Raw genomic sequence first — 15,467 nt, forward strand, 5'->3', positions numbered from 1 at the left:
AATCAATCAATCAATCAATCAATCAATCAATCAATCAATCAAAATTATGGAACCATTCATTGGAGAAATAAAACTAATCAGTACGCCTTGGGTACCAATGGGTTGGCTTCTTTGTGATGGGTCGCTTCTTCCGGTCAATGAGGAATTCCAGACGCTCTTTTATTTGCTCAAAAACCTGTACGGAGGCGACGGTGTTACGAATTTTGCGCTACCCGATTTGCGCTCGCGTGTCGCTGTGGGCCCAGGCGAGCACAACGTCCTGGGGAAAAAAGGAGGCTCGGAGTTAGTTGCGATACCATTAGAAGGCCTGCCCGCGCACCGACATGTCCCGGCTTGCAGCACTGCGGAAAACGCCAACTCAAAAGACGCGACCAATGCGTTTTGGTCAGCAGCCCCGGAAGGGGGTCGACGGTACGCGTCAGCACCCGCTAATTTTCAAATGGGGCTGGATAGTCTCCAATTCGAGGGAGGAGGGCAGCCGCATGAAAACCGCATCCCTGTCCTTGCTCTCACCTACATCATCGCATTTATGGGTATTTTTCCATCAGGCAATTAATGAATTCCAATCATTAACCTACATTTTATGAACGACTTACTTTCCGAGATCAGAATGTTCGCTTTCCCTTCTAGCGTAAAAGACTGGATTCCGTGCGATGGCCGAGCATTAGCAATAAATCAAAACCTCGCATTATTCAGTCTGATTGGCACGACATACGGCGGGAATGAAAGCGTTTTCAACGTTCCTGATCTTCGTGAGCGGGTGACGATCGGAAACGGCGGGGTATTCCCGGACTTTGCCCGCGGCGGTGAAGCGAAGCATACGCTTACTATCCAGGAGATGCCCCGGCATCGTCATCAGGCGGTTGCATCTTCGAATGGTGCGAACAGTCCCACACCCAGAAATCACTACTGGCCCTCCGATGCAGGGTATGTTTTGCAAAGCAATGCAGTAATGAGCGATCAGGCCATCGACCAGGTGGGCTATGGGGTGGCGCACGAAAATATGTCTCCATACGAGACAGTCAATTATTGCATTTGCGTGTCGGGCATGATGCCGAGTGGGCCAGCGGAGGACTTCTTGGGAACGATCAAGGTATTGGCCGGCAAAGTAGGGTCGAGGGGTTGGGTTCCCTGTGACGGGCGTCTGTTGGCGGTAGATCAAAATGAAGCGCTGTTCAGCCTGATCCGTTTTACATATGGGGGGAATGGCACTACACAATTCGCCGTACCCGATTTGCGGGGGAGGGCACCCGTCTGCTGGGGGAAACCCAAAGATCTCACACCATATCAACCTGGTGATAAGGCAGGTGAAGTAAGCGTGAAACTGACTGTTGCGCAAATGCCGTCACATTACCATCCGGCTTTGGCCAATGTAAACGGTAATTCGCAGCAACCGGATGGTCACGTCTGGGCGAATGAAGACAGGCGTCCCCAAGTCAATGACTTTGCGAGCGAAATAGGGAATAAAGTGCTGATGAATCCTAATGCAATCGGGGAAGAAGGTGGGGATGAGTCGCACAACAATATGATGCCCTATCAGGGAATTGAATTCTGGATAATGACTTCGGGTATCTACCCATCACGCCCATGATCTGTATGACCAAAATTTCTTGCGACTTTTTCTTAAGAAAATTTCTTGCGACTTCGTTACTGATAACCAGTCTGATAACGAGTGCTTATGCAAATACTTTTAACGTAAACCAGACTACCGACGGAAACGCTGTGACACAGTTGCGCGGGGCGATCCTGGCGGCGGATGCGCTGGGAGGAGGACCACATACGATCAATGTTCCTGCTGGTACCTACAACCTTACGCTCGGTTCGATTGAATTTGGTACCGTTGCACAGAATATCTCCATCGTAGGCGCCGGACCGGGCCTGACTATTGTCAACATGACGACCACGGCGCAGGACCGTATCTTCCTCATCAATCCACCGGGTTTGAATCCCAACGTGACGACTTCGATATCGGGTATTAAGTTTACCAACGGGAAAAGTTCGGATAATTACGGAGGGGCTGCCATCCTCTGCGGAGGGCCCAACAACGTCATCAATATTACCAACTGCGCATTCGAGGGCAATGTGGCCGAGTACAGAGGTGGTGGTGCGCTGGCACTGATCGGGGGTGGGACACTTACCGTAGACAATTGTACATTCACCAACAACCAGGCGGCTTCCTTATTAGACGCCAGCAGCGGCGGGGCGATCCTGGTAGAGTATAGCGGCGGAGACACTCCTGTAACCGGCAGTGCTACTATCACCAATTGTACATTTACCAGCAACTCCGTAACATCTACACATTACAATTATGGTGGAGCCATTGGCGTGAAAGCGTTTAATTCTCCCACAACCACTTCCTTTTACACTAAAATTGAAAAGAACGGATTTTTTAACAACAGCACAGGTCCGGGTATGGTGGTTAGTGAAGGGGGCGCTATTCATATCAACAGCGACTTTCCGGTAAATATCAATCTCAATGCTTTTTCCGGAAATACGGTAAGCGGCTCGGTTAAGGATGCTTTGACATCGATCAGGAACGGCGACGGGATAGTGAATGCAACCAACAACTGGTGGGGCTGCAACACGGATCCACAAGCGGGTGGTACCTGCGCAGAGCGCGCCCAGATGCTTGGTGTAATAGGCACCGGTGTACTTACGACCAGTCCATGGCTGGTTTTGAAGCCGGTCGTCACCAGTTCAGCTCTTTGTTTACCTTCCGCGGGACAGACATCTGTTGCTGCCAGCTTCCTGAGCAATTCTGCGGGCACTGCAATATCCGTAAGCAACCTTTCCGCACTGATTGGTCTGCCGGTAAGTTTCAGCGCGGTGAATGGAAATATTTCAGGAGCACAGAGCACTATCCAGGCCGACGGCAAAGCCACGGCAACTTATACTGCGAGCGGCGCAGGCAATGGAAGCGTCAATGTGATAGCCGGATACCTGACAAGTTCCGACCTGACAGCACGTGCGACCATCACGACTGGCGCTGCACCTACGATTGGTACGAATCCGGTGAAGGTTACTACCTGTCCCGGCGCTTCATCCGTCGCGTTTTCGGCTGTGGGCAGCAGTTCTACCACCATGTCCTATCAATGGTATCGGGGAAATACTGCATTGTCCAATGATGGTAAATATGCCGGTGTCAGCACGCCTACGCTGACGGTCAACAACGTCGTTGCAGGTGATAACGGCGGGCAGTTTAAAGTTAAGATCAGCAATGCATGCGGAGAAACCTTTTCAAACAGCGTTGCACTGAATGTTCTTACCGGGCGATTGTACGTTGCCGAAGGAGCATCCGGTGAGGGCTCGGGCTGGGACGATGCTTTGGGTAATCTCAGCAATGCGCTTAATATTGCGGCGGGTTGTTCGGGAATTACCGAGATTTGGGTGAAAGCGGGAACATATAAGCCTTCCGGCCAGCCTTACAACTTTAATCTCGGGGACTCACGGCACAATGCATTCTATCTCGTCAACAATGTAGCGATCTACGGAGGATTTTTCGGTAATGAAACTTTGCTGTCCAGCCGAAATCCGGGAGCGAATCAAACCATCCTGTCGGGTGATATCGGTTCGTCTGGCAATGCAGACAACTGCTATCACACCATTGTGACGGTAAACAATAATGCGACTGCGCGATTGGACGGTTTCATCGTGCGCGACGGCAATGCGGATGGAATAGGTATCAGCAAGAATGTATTCGGCGCCATTATTGAGGCATCTTCGGGCGGGGGAATGGCAATCTACACCTCGTCACCGGTGATCAGTAACTGTATTTTAACAGTAAATAAGGCGGGGCAGGGAGGTGGTATTTACACGTATGGCGATGGAACAACACCGCTGATCAGAAACTGTGTGATATCGGACAATTTTAGTAACAATATCAATGGCGGAGGTATTTTCAATGGATTTAGCACCGCCGCGACCATTCAGAATTGCACCATCTCACGGAATACCGCGTCAGGCGAAGGGGCCGGGGTCTGCAATTATTTGTTATCTCATCCGCTTTATGTTAATACGGTTATATGGGGAAACAGTGGCCCGGCGCCGGCCGGTATGCAAGACAATATCGCCAGTCCGGTGTTAGCCTATTCACTTGTCCAGGAGGGGCATAGCGGCACCGGTATTTTGAGTTCAGATGCATTGTTTGTGGACCAGTCGGACCCTGATGGTCCTGATAATAAATGGATGACAGCCGATGACGGACTTCGATTATCGGCGTGCAGTCCGGCGGTTAACACCGGTTTTTATACAAACAATATTCCTTCCACAGACATTCTGGGCCAAACCAGGGTATTCGATGTGACGGCGGATATGGGAGCCTACGAGTTGCAGTCATACCGGGATGGTAGCAGCCTGGCGCAGAACGGTGATGCCGTTTCCATGACGATCGTGAATGGTACCACAAATAGTTTCCTGGTATCCGGGTGCAGGGTCATCGCACAAGTGAGTCCATCCGAGTCGCCATTCGTGAGTGGGAGCGTACAAGCGAAGACGTTCGTAGCGGGAGACGTTATTTCTAGTGGGGGCGTAAAATTTGTTCAGCGTCATTACCAAATCCTGCCAGCCAGCAATGCGGAAAGTGCGAAGGCACGAATCAAACTGTTTTTTCTCCAATCTGAATTCGACGCTTTTAATAGCAGTACGGGTGGGGCAAAATTGCCAATGTCATCTTCCGACGGTGCGGGCAAAACCAACCTGCTTGTGGTCCAGTATCACGGTACATCAGTCACCGGGTTACCTGGATCATACACTGGCGGCACGACAACCATTAACCCGACCGAGAATGATATCTTCTGGAACAACGCCCTGAACCGGTGGGAGATCAGTTTCGAAGTGACCGGTTTCAGTGGTTTCTTTATAACCAATGTCGATCCGCTTCCACTGAAACTGATCAGTTTCGACGCGAAGGTAGTTGAAAATAGCACCCTGCTCGAATGGTTGACGGCAGAGGAGGTCAATACCAGCCACTTCGAGATACACCGGAGCGCCGATGCAAAGCATTGGGAGATCATGCCAGAACAGCCTATCGCATTCGGGAGCGGCGGACATCGCTATACGGCTACTGACAATCAACCGCTGACGGGCCTGAATTATTATCGTTTGAAAATGATCGATCTGGACGATTCCTTTGCTTACAGCCGGATCGTTGCAGCTGAGCATAGGAATATGTTTCAAATGACGGTGTATCCCAATCCTGCTACTACTTTGCTGCAACTCGAACTGACAGGGGCGGGTATGCTCTCCGGAAACGTTGAGTTATTGGATATCAAGGGTTTTGTGTTAATAAATTGTGGGTTGAAAAGCGGAAAAGCGACATTGTCTGTGGGTAGCCTGACTAAGGGTATTTACGTAGTACGTGTGCAGAGCGGCGCCGTAGTTCAGACACGGAAAGTGGTGATCGAATAGTCAGATATTCATCATCACCTCTTCCAGGCTTCGGTCGTCGGGGACGTCAATCTTTTTCAGAAGCCTGTATTTGGTGGTACGCACAGCGTGGCTGCTAATGCCCAACGTAGCAGACATTTCCTGATAGCCCAATCCCAGTTTGGTTAGTGCAATGAAGCGTATCTCGCCCTGGGTGAGCTCCGGGAATTTCTCGCGGAGACGATGGAGGTAGTCGCCATGCACCTTGCTGAAAAGCTTTTTGAAATAATCCCAGTCGTCCTGTGTCAGGATGGTACCAGCGCGAAGCTGCGACAGGGTCGAAGCATCGGGGATCTGTTTATTTTCCAATGCTTCGATCTGCCTGCTCTTTTCGGAAATGTTGCGGGCAAACTCTTTCAATTGCAAGGCAGCATTTTCAAGTTCCTGTTTTTTTTGCCTGATTTCGAGTTCTTTCAATTGCTGGGCCTGTCGGTGCCGTTGACGCTGGATTTTATAAATGTACGCAGCACCTGCGGCTACAATCAGCACCAGGATCAATGCAAGATTACGCTGGATTAATTTTTGTGTCTGGTCCGACTCCGCCTTTTCCATTTGAGCACGGAGTTTTTGCAATTCAATTTTCTGGTGCGCCCGCAGCATCAGTTTTGCATTGTACTGATGGATCAGGCTATCCTTGACGAATAAAGCGGAATCCAGATAAGCCTCGGCTAATCGTACCCTTCCGCGAGCGGCAGATACTTTCACGAGAATAAAATAGAGGTCCTGGAAATGCCGGTAGCGGTCAGGAAGGCAAAGATCAAGATAACGTCGGGCGGTTTCAGCCAGCTTCCCTGCTTTCTCAACTTCGTTGTTTTTTAAGTGAATATCGGCCAGGATAATCATAATTTCGGCTGCGCGCCTAAAATCTTTTTGTGATACGGCGTGGTCGATATTGTATTGCAGCAATGGAACCGCTTCTGTGTAGTTACCCCTTACATATGCATTCTCGCCCAACCCGCCACGCGCAATAGCTGCCCAAACCTCATAATTACCGGGAGACTCCTTGCGGATAGTCCTTCGATAATAATGATCTGACGAATCCAGGTTGCCCTGTTGCCGGTGAATCATTGCGATCGCACAAAGTGCCGCGTTATGCCCTGCGTGCAGATCAGGGTTGTATTTCAAAGTAAGGATCTGCCGGAAAAGTGATGACGCCTTTTTATAATCCGAAAATTCGTGGTAGGCATGAGCAATATTGAGCAGGGCATAGACCTTATCGGGAAGTTCGTCTGTGCTCAACTTATTAAGAATATTTTCCTGCTGAATAAAGTATTCAAACGCCAGTTCATAATTTCTGGCACCGGTCCAGTAATAGTCGCCAAGCACCTTAAGCGAACGCAGGCCAATTTGCATGTTATGCTGTTCCGCCGCTCTGGCACCAAGTTTATTGATCATCGAGACGATGCGCTCGGTTTGTGTTTTATGCCAGATGCTCAGATAATACGCCTTCAAAAGATCCGATTCCAGTTCCAGTTCACTGTCATGATGCGCCAAGGCATAATTTTTCAGAGAAGATATTTCCGAAAACACCGAGGCTGAATCGCCGTTGTCCATCACGCGGATATAAATCTTACCGATATCGCGGAAGCGCTGCGGGTAAGTTTTGTGCAGCAGATGATCCCATTGCCCAACGGCACTGCCCGTACTAAGCGCGCACAGTATGATGGAAAGAATAACGTTGATGAGGAGGTTCATGTTTTCGTAAATTTTGATTGGGAGGGGAATTCCCAGTCATCTCATAAAAGGTTTATGAAGTGAATTTACTGTTAATGAACGACGGCTACAAAGAGGTTGTGCATCGAATTAGTTTACGGTTCGAATTTTGGGTAGGAGAATGTTGGCTATGAGTATCAAAATCGTTACACTGTACCTGAGGACAGCGTTCCAGAAGTCCAATCAAGTACCGTGCAGAGGAGGGCTGCTTGTTGTACCTCTCCGTGAATTGATTTAGTTTCGACCAGGCCAAGAATGCGCCTCTGATCATCTTCACCACTTTTGGAGCTTTAAAAGAAAAAAATAGATTAATAAACTCCATTAAAAAATTAAAGCCATTAGCTCAATCGGGATCCGCTTCGCTTGATCACAATTGGTATCATTCATTTTTTACTTGGCGCCTCCACTTTCGAAATCTAAACTTTAACCAGCAATTGGTGCTTTCGTTTCTTAGATTTATATTCTGTCGGGAGCATGTTGAATTTTGCTTTGAACGACTTTGCGAAGTAATTGGGAGCCGTAAAACCTGTCATGTAAGAAATCTGTGAAATGCTTAGATCACTGTTTTCCAGCAGAACCGCCGCTTTTTCAAGTTTGATGGAGCGAATGAATTCGATTGGCGTTTGTCCGCTCATTTCGAGCACTTTACTGTACAGGGTTCCCCGGCTCATACCGACGTGTTTGCTTAGATTTTCCACGCTGAGCTGCGATGTATGCAGATTATCTTCAATATAAGAAAGTATATCTTTGAGCAGTTTTTCCTGACTCGATTCGATCTTTGGATCTTGCCCGGAAACCTTGATATGCCGGGAATAAACACCTTTTAACAAACGATTTAACAGGATCAGATTGTTGATTTTTGCATTCAGAATATCAAAGTTGAATGGCTTTGTCAGGTAATCGTTTGCTCCCGAATTCAGGCCTTCAAGCTGCTGCTGCTCACCAGTGGACGCGGTAAGAAGGATGATCGGAATGTGATGTGTCCTTTTATCTGACTTGATTTTTTGACTCAATGTAATGCCATCCATTTCCGGCATAGCGATATCACTCACAATGAGGTCTGGGTGGTGACTAAGCGTTTTCTGCCAGCCCTCTTTTCCGTTAACTGCTTCGATCACATTGTAAAATGGCATCAGACTTTCTTTGAGATAATGTCTGAACTCATCGTTGTCTTCTATGATCAGAACATTTGAAGGATCTTCGATGTTTGGTTTTTCCTGCTTGCTGAGAGAAGTCGAGTCGGCATTGACTTTTACCGGCTCTGGGTTGCGCTGCTCAGGCGCATGAAGTGGCTGGCAGTCGGCACTGACTGGTAGTTTTACAACGAATGTACTTCCGGAACCAGGACGGCTTTTGACAGCGATCGTTCCCTGATGTAGCTGAACAAATTCCCGCACAATGGACAAGCCGATTCCACTTCCCTGATTAAGCACAGACTGGTCCGTGTCATTTTGGAAAAATCGGTCGAAGATTTTTTCATGTTTATCCTCAGGAATACCAATGCCCGTGTCTGCTATGGCGATCACGAGCCACGGTTTTTCGTCAGAGTCTGTTTGCCGAGAAATTTCTAACGTTACTTCTCCACCTTTGGGCGTAAACTTGAATGCATTCGACAGCAGATTGAATAAGATCCGTTCCAACTTGTTCGCATCAAAATCCATAGAGAGCTGACTGAGCGTACTTTCGGTTTTAAATTGAATACCTTTTCTGATCGAAAGATCGCTGAACTGATCGCAGGTATCTTTGATGTACGAAATGATATCTTTACTGTCAAGGTCCAGACTTACTTCCTGCTGCTGCATATTTTTCAAATCCAGCAGCTGATCCACGAGATTAAGTAATCGCTTTGCGTTTCGTTTAATGGCTATAACCGGAGGTTGCAATTCGGTCGATTGCGTCTTGCCCAACAGGTTTTCAACAGGTGCCAGAATTAAGGATATGGGTGTTCTGAACTCATGACTTAAATTGGTCAGAAACTTTATTTTGAGTCTGTCAAGTTCCTGGACTTGCTCAGCTTCCGCACGCTGCTGCTGTTCTTTAAACTGCCTTTGAAGCTTTTGTATGCCACGACGCCTCATCGAAAATACAATGACGAGTGGCGCCAGGATATAGAAAATATAGGCGTAGATGGTAAGATAAAAAGGAGGTTTTACAATGACGGCTACCGAAGTGGTCTGAGGACTCCAGTTGATTCCGTCGCTACTGGCCTGAACTTCAAATATATAGTTGCCGGGACTCAGGTTGGTATAACTGGCGAAGTTATTAACGCCTGTTTCGTTCCATTCGGTTTGCATGCCCACGAGCCTGTGCCGGTAATGCACCTGTCTGGGATTTGTATAATCCAGCGCGGTGTAACCTATTGAAAAATTCTGTTTGTAGTCCAGGCTTATCGTTTTGGCTACTGAAATATCGGCGTCTATGAAATTTGAATCAGCCGGCGTAATGCTGCGATTTCCAATCCGGAGATCTTTCAGGATAATGGGCGGCATGTTTGTTCCGGAAGGCAGACTGCGGGTATCGATATAGTTGAATCCTGCAATACCTCCAAAGAAAAGCATATTGTCGGAAGCGCGGATACCTGAGCCCAGGACAAAGGTTTTGTTCTGAATGCCGTTGTAGGTGGTATAGTTCGTAAACTTTTTGCTCTTGACATCAAAAGAGCTAATCCCTTCATTGGTGCTTACCCAGATGCGCCCCTGGGCGTCTTCCAAAATCTTATTAACGATATTACTGGCCAGTCCTTCTTTTTCTCCGTAGGAAATAAATTTTTTAGACTGTGGATTGTACAGAGCCAATCCTTCGCCGGATGTGCCCACCCATATATTTCCTTTTTTATCTTCCAGGATGGAAAATGCGATATTGCTCGGTAGATTGCTGTTGCTTTTATTGAGCACGATTGATTGTTGGGTAACCGGGTTAAAAACGGCGACGCCTGTTCCATGCGAGGCTATCCAAAGCTGCCCGCGACGATCCTGCACAATATCTCTGATGTAGCCATTTAGCGGGATAGCCCTTTTCGACATAGGTGTTCCGGGATTATAAAATCTTGTAATCCGTTGGGTCACCGGATCGAACTGGTGCACACCACCGCCATTCGTGCCAATCCATATTTTACCAGCTCTGTCTTTTTTTATACAGAAAATGTCATTGTTGCCCAGGCTGGAAGTATCTTTTCCGCGTGTAAATTGCGTGTAGGCACCCGTGTTCGGATTAAACCGGAAAAGACCATCCTGAAAGGTGCCTATCCAAAGTTCATTCTCGGAGGTAAGTTCCAAAGTCAGAATCGCCAGTCCCGAGGATGCAGCTTTGTTTTTCGGGTTGATCTGAAATTTTTTGAAAAGGTTGGTTTTGCGGTCATACAGATTCAGGCCGCCGCCGTCCGTACCAACAAACAAATTTCCTGACGCATTTTGAGCGAAAGAGGTGACAAACGGCGCACTCAGCCCGTATGGATCATTTACGTCCGATCTTTTTAGTCCGAAAATAGCCAGATTTTTATCATACTTATTTACACCGCCTTTGTAGGTACCAAGCCAGCATATACCTTCATTATCGATCAGTAAACAACGCACAGATTTGTTGCTCAGACTAAACTGTGTTCTGGGGTCCGGGCCATAACGTGTAATGTTTCCATTATCTGTATTAAGAATGTTAAGACCAGCGTCAGTGCATATCCAGATGTGCTGATCATTTTCCTGTGCGACCGCAAAGACCATATTACTGCTCAGCGAATTTTTATTCCCAGACTGATACCTGAACGTTTGGATGATCTGTCCGTTGGTATTGAATTTATACAAACCACTGAATGTACCAACCCAAATATTCCCTTGTCGGTCTTCAATAATCGATTTTACAGCATGTGAACCGGCATCCTCAGACAGAAATTGCAAATAGTTAATATGTTCCTCTCCCTTGTCAGCAGGATTTATTTTAAAGAGACCGCTGTCCGAGCCAATCCACACGTTTTGCTTCCTGTCGACTGCTACGCTGAGAATCATTCCTTTTGAGATTTGGTCAGGAATACTTGCTGCGGAGGAAAATGTGCTGATTTGATGGCTTTCCGGATCTACATTAATCAACCCATTTGTAGTGGCTACCCAGAGCCTCCCTGTTGCATCACTGCTGATACTGGTTACACTATGCGGAGAGGGGATGCTCACAAATGAATCTCTTTTTCGGTCATAAAGGTGTAAACCTCCTTCAATCGTTCCGACCCAAATGCGGCCGGCTTTGTCCTGATGTAAACTTGAAATGTCGCTGGACCTTAATGACGCCGGATCTTTTTTATTGTGGCGGTATACCAAAACATCGGTGCCATCAAATCTGTTTAAACCGTCATCCGTTGCGAACCACATCAGGCCATAGCGATCTTTTAAAATGGCCGTCACGGTGTTTGACGATAACCCGTCCATGGATGTAAGTGAAGTGAACTTTGGCTCCGGACGCTGTGCCAGAGCAGCAAATGCCAATATACTTAACATCACATGTAAGTAAGCGAAACGGAATATGAAATGGATTTTGGATTGCATTGATCTGATGGGTTAAATAAGCAGCCCTGTTCCATGACGACAGGATTTGAGGTTGCCCGTTAAGCGTGGAAAAAACTTCGAGGCTTTGACATACCGGATTATTTTCCGCAAACGAAAAATAATGCTAAAAATACAAGTTTGTCACAGAATCGGGCATTTTTTTCGCGCATTTGAACAATTGTATCTGTAAAATGAACAAATATGCTCACACCTGAGCATTGCCGTGAATTACTTTTGTAGGAAATAAATCAAATAATATCTGGAAAAAATTATGGACTGTCTTGGTGCATACGCTTAGTACTTGTTAGCAGTTTGGATCGTCATTATGAATCTGAGCTCATAACATAAGCGGCCACATCAGGGATCTATAACTATGCCGAAATTTAGTATTGTCAAATTGACACTAATTTAAATATTTTATCTAACCCAAATTCTATGACATGATACTATACGCCTTTAAGAAATACCGGCCGGCGCTCAGGTATTTCCCATCACGAATGGCAGCTATTTCGGCTCCGCAATTCATTAAATCTAAAACATTAACCCATAATTAAATTATGCATGACTGTCTATTAAACCGTAACATGTTGGCAAGGATCGCGGGTTTATCCGCCCTTCCCATTTTATTGCTGGGCGGGACTTCGGCCAGTGCTTTTACCGGCGGTACAGCTTTGGTCAACCATAACATGAAGCAAAGATCCGCGTCAGTTGCCGATATAGAAATTACCGGTAAGGTGACGGGTGAGGACGGCGTTGGCGTGCCCGGCGCGAGTATTCTCATAAAATCTACCACAAGAGGTACCATCACAGACGCCGATGGGAATTTCAAACTCAACGTCGATGGAGGAAATGCAATTTTGGTAGTATCTCTGGTGGGTTATGTTTCACAGGAAATTACGGTCGGATCACAAAAACAGATCAACGTTTCGCTAAAAGGAGATAACAAAGTACTGGATGAAGTAGTGGTGGTAGGGTATGGAGTGCAGCGTAAAAGGGATGTGACCGGATCCGTTGTTTCGGTAAGTGAAAGTACATTGAAAGAAGTGCCCGCGCCAAACCTGATAAATCAATTGAAAGGTCGCGCAGCAGGAGTTTCCATCATAAGTAACGGGAGTACGCCTGGTTCTCAGGGGCAGATCAGGATCAGGGGAAACCGGACGCTAACAACGAGTTCAGGATCAAGCGACGGCCTGGATGGCCCGTTGGTGGTGGTTGATGGGATACCATTCGGCGGTCTGAATGACATAAATCCCGACGATATCCTTAGCCTGGAAGTGTTGAAAGATGCATCCGCAACAGCGATTTATGGTTCGCGTGGCGCCGGCGGGGTAATTTTGGTTACCACAAAAAGAGGAAAAGTGGGCAAGCCGGTATTCAGCTATGATGGCTATCACGGAGAAACGCGGGTTATGGGTAAGTTCAATGTGATGAACGGTCCGGAATATGCGCAGTTTAAATCCGATGCCGCGAAATACAACCGCACAAGCCCGGGAACATCCGGCTATGTGCTAACTCAAAAGGAGCAGGAAGCGCTTGATAAGGGTATTTCCACCGACTGGCAGGATCTTATTTACAAGCCAGGTTTTATGTCTAATCATCAGTTAGGCGTACAAGGTGGTAGTGAAAATACGCAGTACTCGTTGGGTTTAGGTTATTTCAACGAAACAGGGATTATTCCCAGCCAAAGTTTTCAGCGGTTCAATATCCGTGCGACTATTGACCAGCGGATTGGAAAACATGTAAAAATCGGGCTTAATACGCTGAACACGCTCACGTATCAGAAGACACCTGGTGGAGGCGGCATACCGGGCGGACTTGTGCGCCTGACACCATTGGCATCGCCTTACAACGCGGATGGTACCGTTAATACATTCCCTTCGGAAGGTTCGATTGATGCAGCTGGTGTAAGTCCGCTTACGATTTTGACTAAAAAAGATTCCTACATGGGACGTACACGCGCGTTGCGGACGTTCAACAGCGTTTATGCAGAGGTGAATATTTTACCAGGATTAAAATACCGGTTCAACGCGGGTCTGAATTTCAGCCAGTCGAACTACAATGGCTACAATGGTCCGCTGACCTACTTTAATTCCGCTACAACACAGGCATCCTCAAACGCCGAGATCAGCAATACGGAATATTGGGATGTAAACCTGCAACATCTGCTCTATTTCGATAAAACATTCGCAGGCAAGCATAAGCTGGGTTTTACCGCTCTTTACGAGTATACTAAAAACCACTCGCTGGGCAGCCGCTTCACTGTGACCGGTGTACCCGCAGATTATATCAAAACATCTAACTTTTCGCTTGCTTCTGGTCAGCCTGTCGCGAGTTCGGATTTTGGTAACTCGTTTTCTGAAACCGGATTGCTGTCGTACATGGGAAGGATTAATTATAGCTATGCCGACAAGTATTTGCTGACAATGACCCTTCGTAGGGATGGTTCTTCTACATTGTCTCCTGGAAATCAGTATTTTAATTACCCGGCTATTGGCTTGGGATGGAATGTGATTGAGGAAAGTTTTATGAAATCAGCCGGTTTTATTTCCAACCTTAAACTGCGCGGTGGCTGGGGTATATCAGGAAACCGGAATGTAGGAGCGTACTCAACGCTGGGTGCGCTTTCGGCGGGGTATTATAATTTTGGAACGGGTACTGCCGGACAGCAGCTGGCTTATACCGTCACAAGTCTTCCTGCCAATGACCTGACCTGGCAATCGACTTCGCAGCTGGATATTGGTATCGATTTCGGTATTCTGAACAATCGTATTACCGGTTCGGTGGATTGGTATCATCAAAAAACCAAGAATATCTTGCTGTCGGTTCCGTTACCGGCGAGCAACGGTGCCAGTTCTACGCTGAAAAACCTTGGGAAAACGGAAGGCAAAGGGGTGGAGGTAACTACAACCTTTGATATTATCAGAAAACCAAAAGGTTTCAATTGGAGCGTAGACGCAACTTATTTCTTCAACCGGGAGAAAATCACGCAGCTGACGACACCACAAGAGTTGTCCAACATAGGCGCTGGTTGGTTTGTAGGGCAGCCGCTTTCGGTTATTTATGATTACAAAAAGCTGGGTATCTGGCAGACAGCCGACAAGGAAAACGGTACTTTGGCCAAACAAACATCTCCTGTACAACACCCCGGACAAATCAGAGTGGAAGACCTTAACGGTGATGGAAAAATTGATGCCAACGACCGTCAGCTTCTGGGTAATTTTCAGCCCAAATGGGAGGGAGGCCTTACTACCCGTTTCAGTTTCAGAAATTTTGATGCTTCCATAGTTACTTATGCACGTATGGGCATGAAAGTACTGGTGCCTTACCTTACGGGTAACTCCACAGGATCGGGCGGATTTGCCTTCTTTAACCAGAGCCGGGTGAATCAGGTGAAAACGGATTATTGGACAGATACAAATCCAACCAATGCCTTCCCAGCCCCTGATGCCAGCGGCGCTGTGGCAAACTTTGGCTCGACGCTCGGGTATTACGACGGTTCGTTTATCAAGTGCAGAAGCATCAACCTGGGTTATACTTTCGAGAGTAATATTTTCAAAAAGATCGGTGCGACATCGGCCAGGATTTACGTAAACCTTACCAATCCATTCATAATCTATTCGCCTTTGGTGAAAGACAATCTGGCTATCGACCCTGAGGGAAATAGCTATGCCAGCGGCCAGTCGACGCTAAACCCCGAAGCTTCCAGCGATCGTGGAGCACCCGAACGTCAGATTTCGGTAAATCTTAATAATCCTCCGGTAAGACAATTCACTGTGGGCGTTAACCTTAAATTCTAATCCG

Annotated in this window: 6 protein-coding genes and 1 pseudogene; 5 read left to right on the top strand and 2 right to left on the bottom strand. The window is 47.2% G+C overall.

Features of this window, described 5'->3' with window-relative positions; all coding sequences use genetic code 11:
• Positions 1-46: 46 nt before the first annotated feature.
• The 4 genes and pseudogenes from M1L62_RS13150 (at position 47) to M1L62_RS13160 (ending at position 5,406) form a co-directional block, all read left to right on the top strand.
• The gene (locus tag M1L62_RS13150; RefSeq protein WP_254560045.1) at positions 47-556 is read left to right on the top strand and encodes a phage tail protein; all 510 of its coding nucleotides are present in this window, start codon (positions 47-49) and stop codon (positions 554-556) included.
• Between the two features lie 54 nt (positions 557-610).
• Positions 611-751, top strand: a pseudogene (locus M1L62_RS29715) (tail fiber protein); the annotation flags it as partial.
• A 9-nt stretch (positions 752-760) separates the two neighbouring features.
• Complete coding sequence (locus tag M1L62_RS29575) at positions 761-1,591, top strand: phage tail protein (RefSeq protein WP_254560046.1); 831 nt, start codon at positions 761-763, stop codon at positions 1,589-1,591.
• 5 nt (positions 1,592-1,596) lie between these two features.
• Positions 1,597-5,406, top strand: a complete 3,810-nt coding sequence (locus M1L62_RS13160; RefSeq protein ID WP_254560047.1) for a T9SS type A sorting domain-containing protein — start codon at positions 1,597-1,599, stop codon at positions 5,404-5,406.
• Here M1L62_RS13160 and M1L62_RS13165 read toward each other — a convergent pair whose 3' ends face one another.
• Positions 5,407-7,119 (bottom strand): tetratricopeptide repeat protein, encoded by a 1,713-nt coding sequence (locus M1L62_RS13165; RefSeq protein WP_254560048.1) that lies wholly within the window; start codon positions 7,117-7,119, stop codon positions 5,407-5,409.
• A 434-nt stretch (positions 7,120-7,553) separates the two neighbouring features.
• Positions 7,554-11,666, bottom strand: a complete 4,113-nt coding sequence (locus tag M1L62_RS13170; RefSeq protein ID WP_254560049.1) for a hybrid sensor histidine kinase/response regulator transcription factor — start codon at positions 11,664-11,666, stop codon at positions 7,554-7,556.
• A gap of 557 nt (positions 11,667-12,223) precedes the next feature.
• Between M1L62_RS13170 and M1L62_RS13175 the strand changes: the two genes are divergently transcribed.
• Positions 12,224-15,463, top strand: a complete 3,240-nt coding sequence (locus M1L62_RS13175) for a SusC/RagA family TonB-linked outer membrane protein (RefSeq protein ID WP_254560050.1) — start codon at positions 12,224-12,226, stop codon at positions 15,461-15,463.
• Positions 15,464-15,467: the final 4 nt, after the last annotated feature.

This window comes from Dyadobacter diqingensis (assembly GCF_024220585.1).
Lineage (GTDB): Bacteria > Bacteroidota > Bacteroidia > Cytophagales > Spirosomataceae > Dyadobacter > Dyadobacter diqingensis.

Coding starts and splice junctions, on each gene's coding strand:
- M1L62_RS13160 (WP_254560047.1), top strand. CDS start 1,597: ATGACCAAAATTTCTTGCGACTTTTTCTTAAGAAAATTTCTTGCGACT.
- M1L62_RS13170 (WP_254560049.1), bottom strand. CDS start 11,666: ATGCAATCCAAAATCCATTTCATATTCCGTTTCGCTTACTTACATGTG.
- M1L62_RS13165 (WP_254560048.1), bottom strand. CDS start 7,119: ATGAACCTCCTCATCAACGTTATTCTTTCCATCATACTGTGCGCGCTT.
- M1L62_RS13150 (WP_254560045.1), top strand. CDS start 47: ATGGAACCATTCATTGGAGAAATAAAACTAATCAGTACGCCTTGGGTA.
- M1L62_RS13175 (WP_254560050.1), top strand. CDS start 12,224: ATGCATGACTGTCTATTAAACCGTAACATGTTGGCAAGGATCGCGGGT.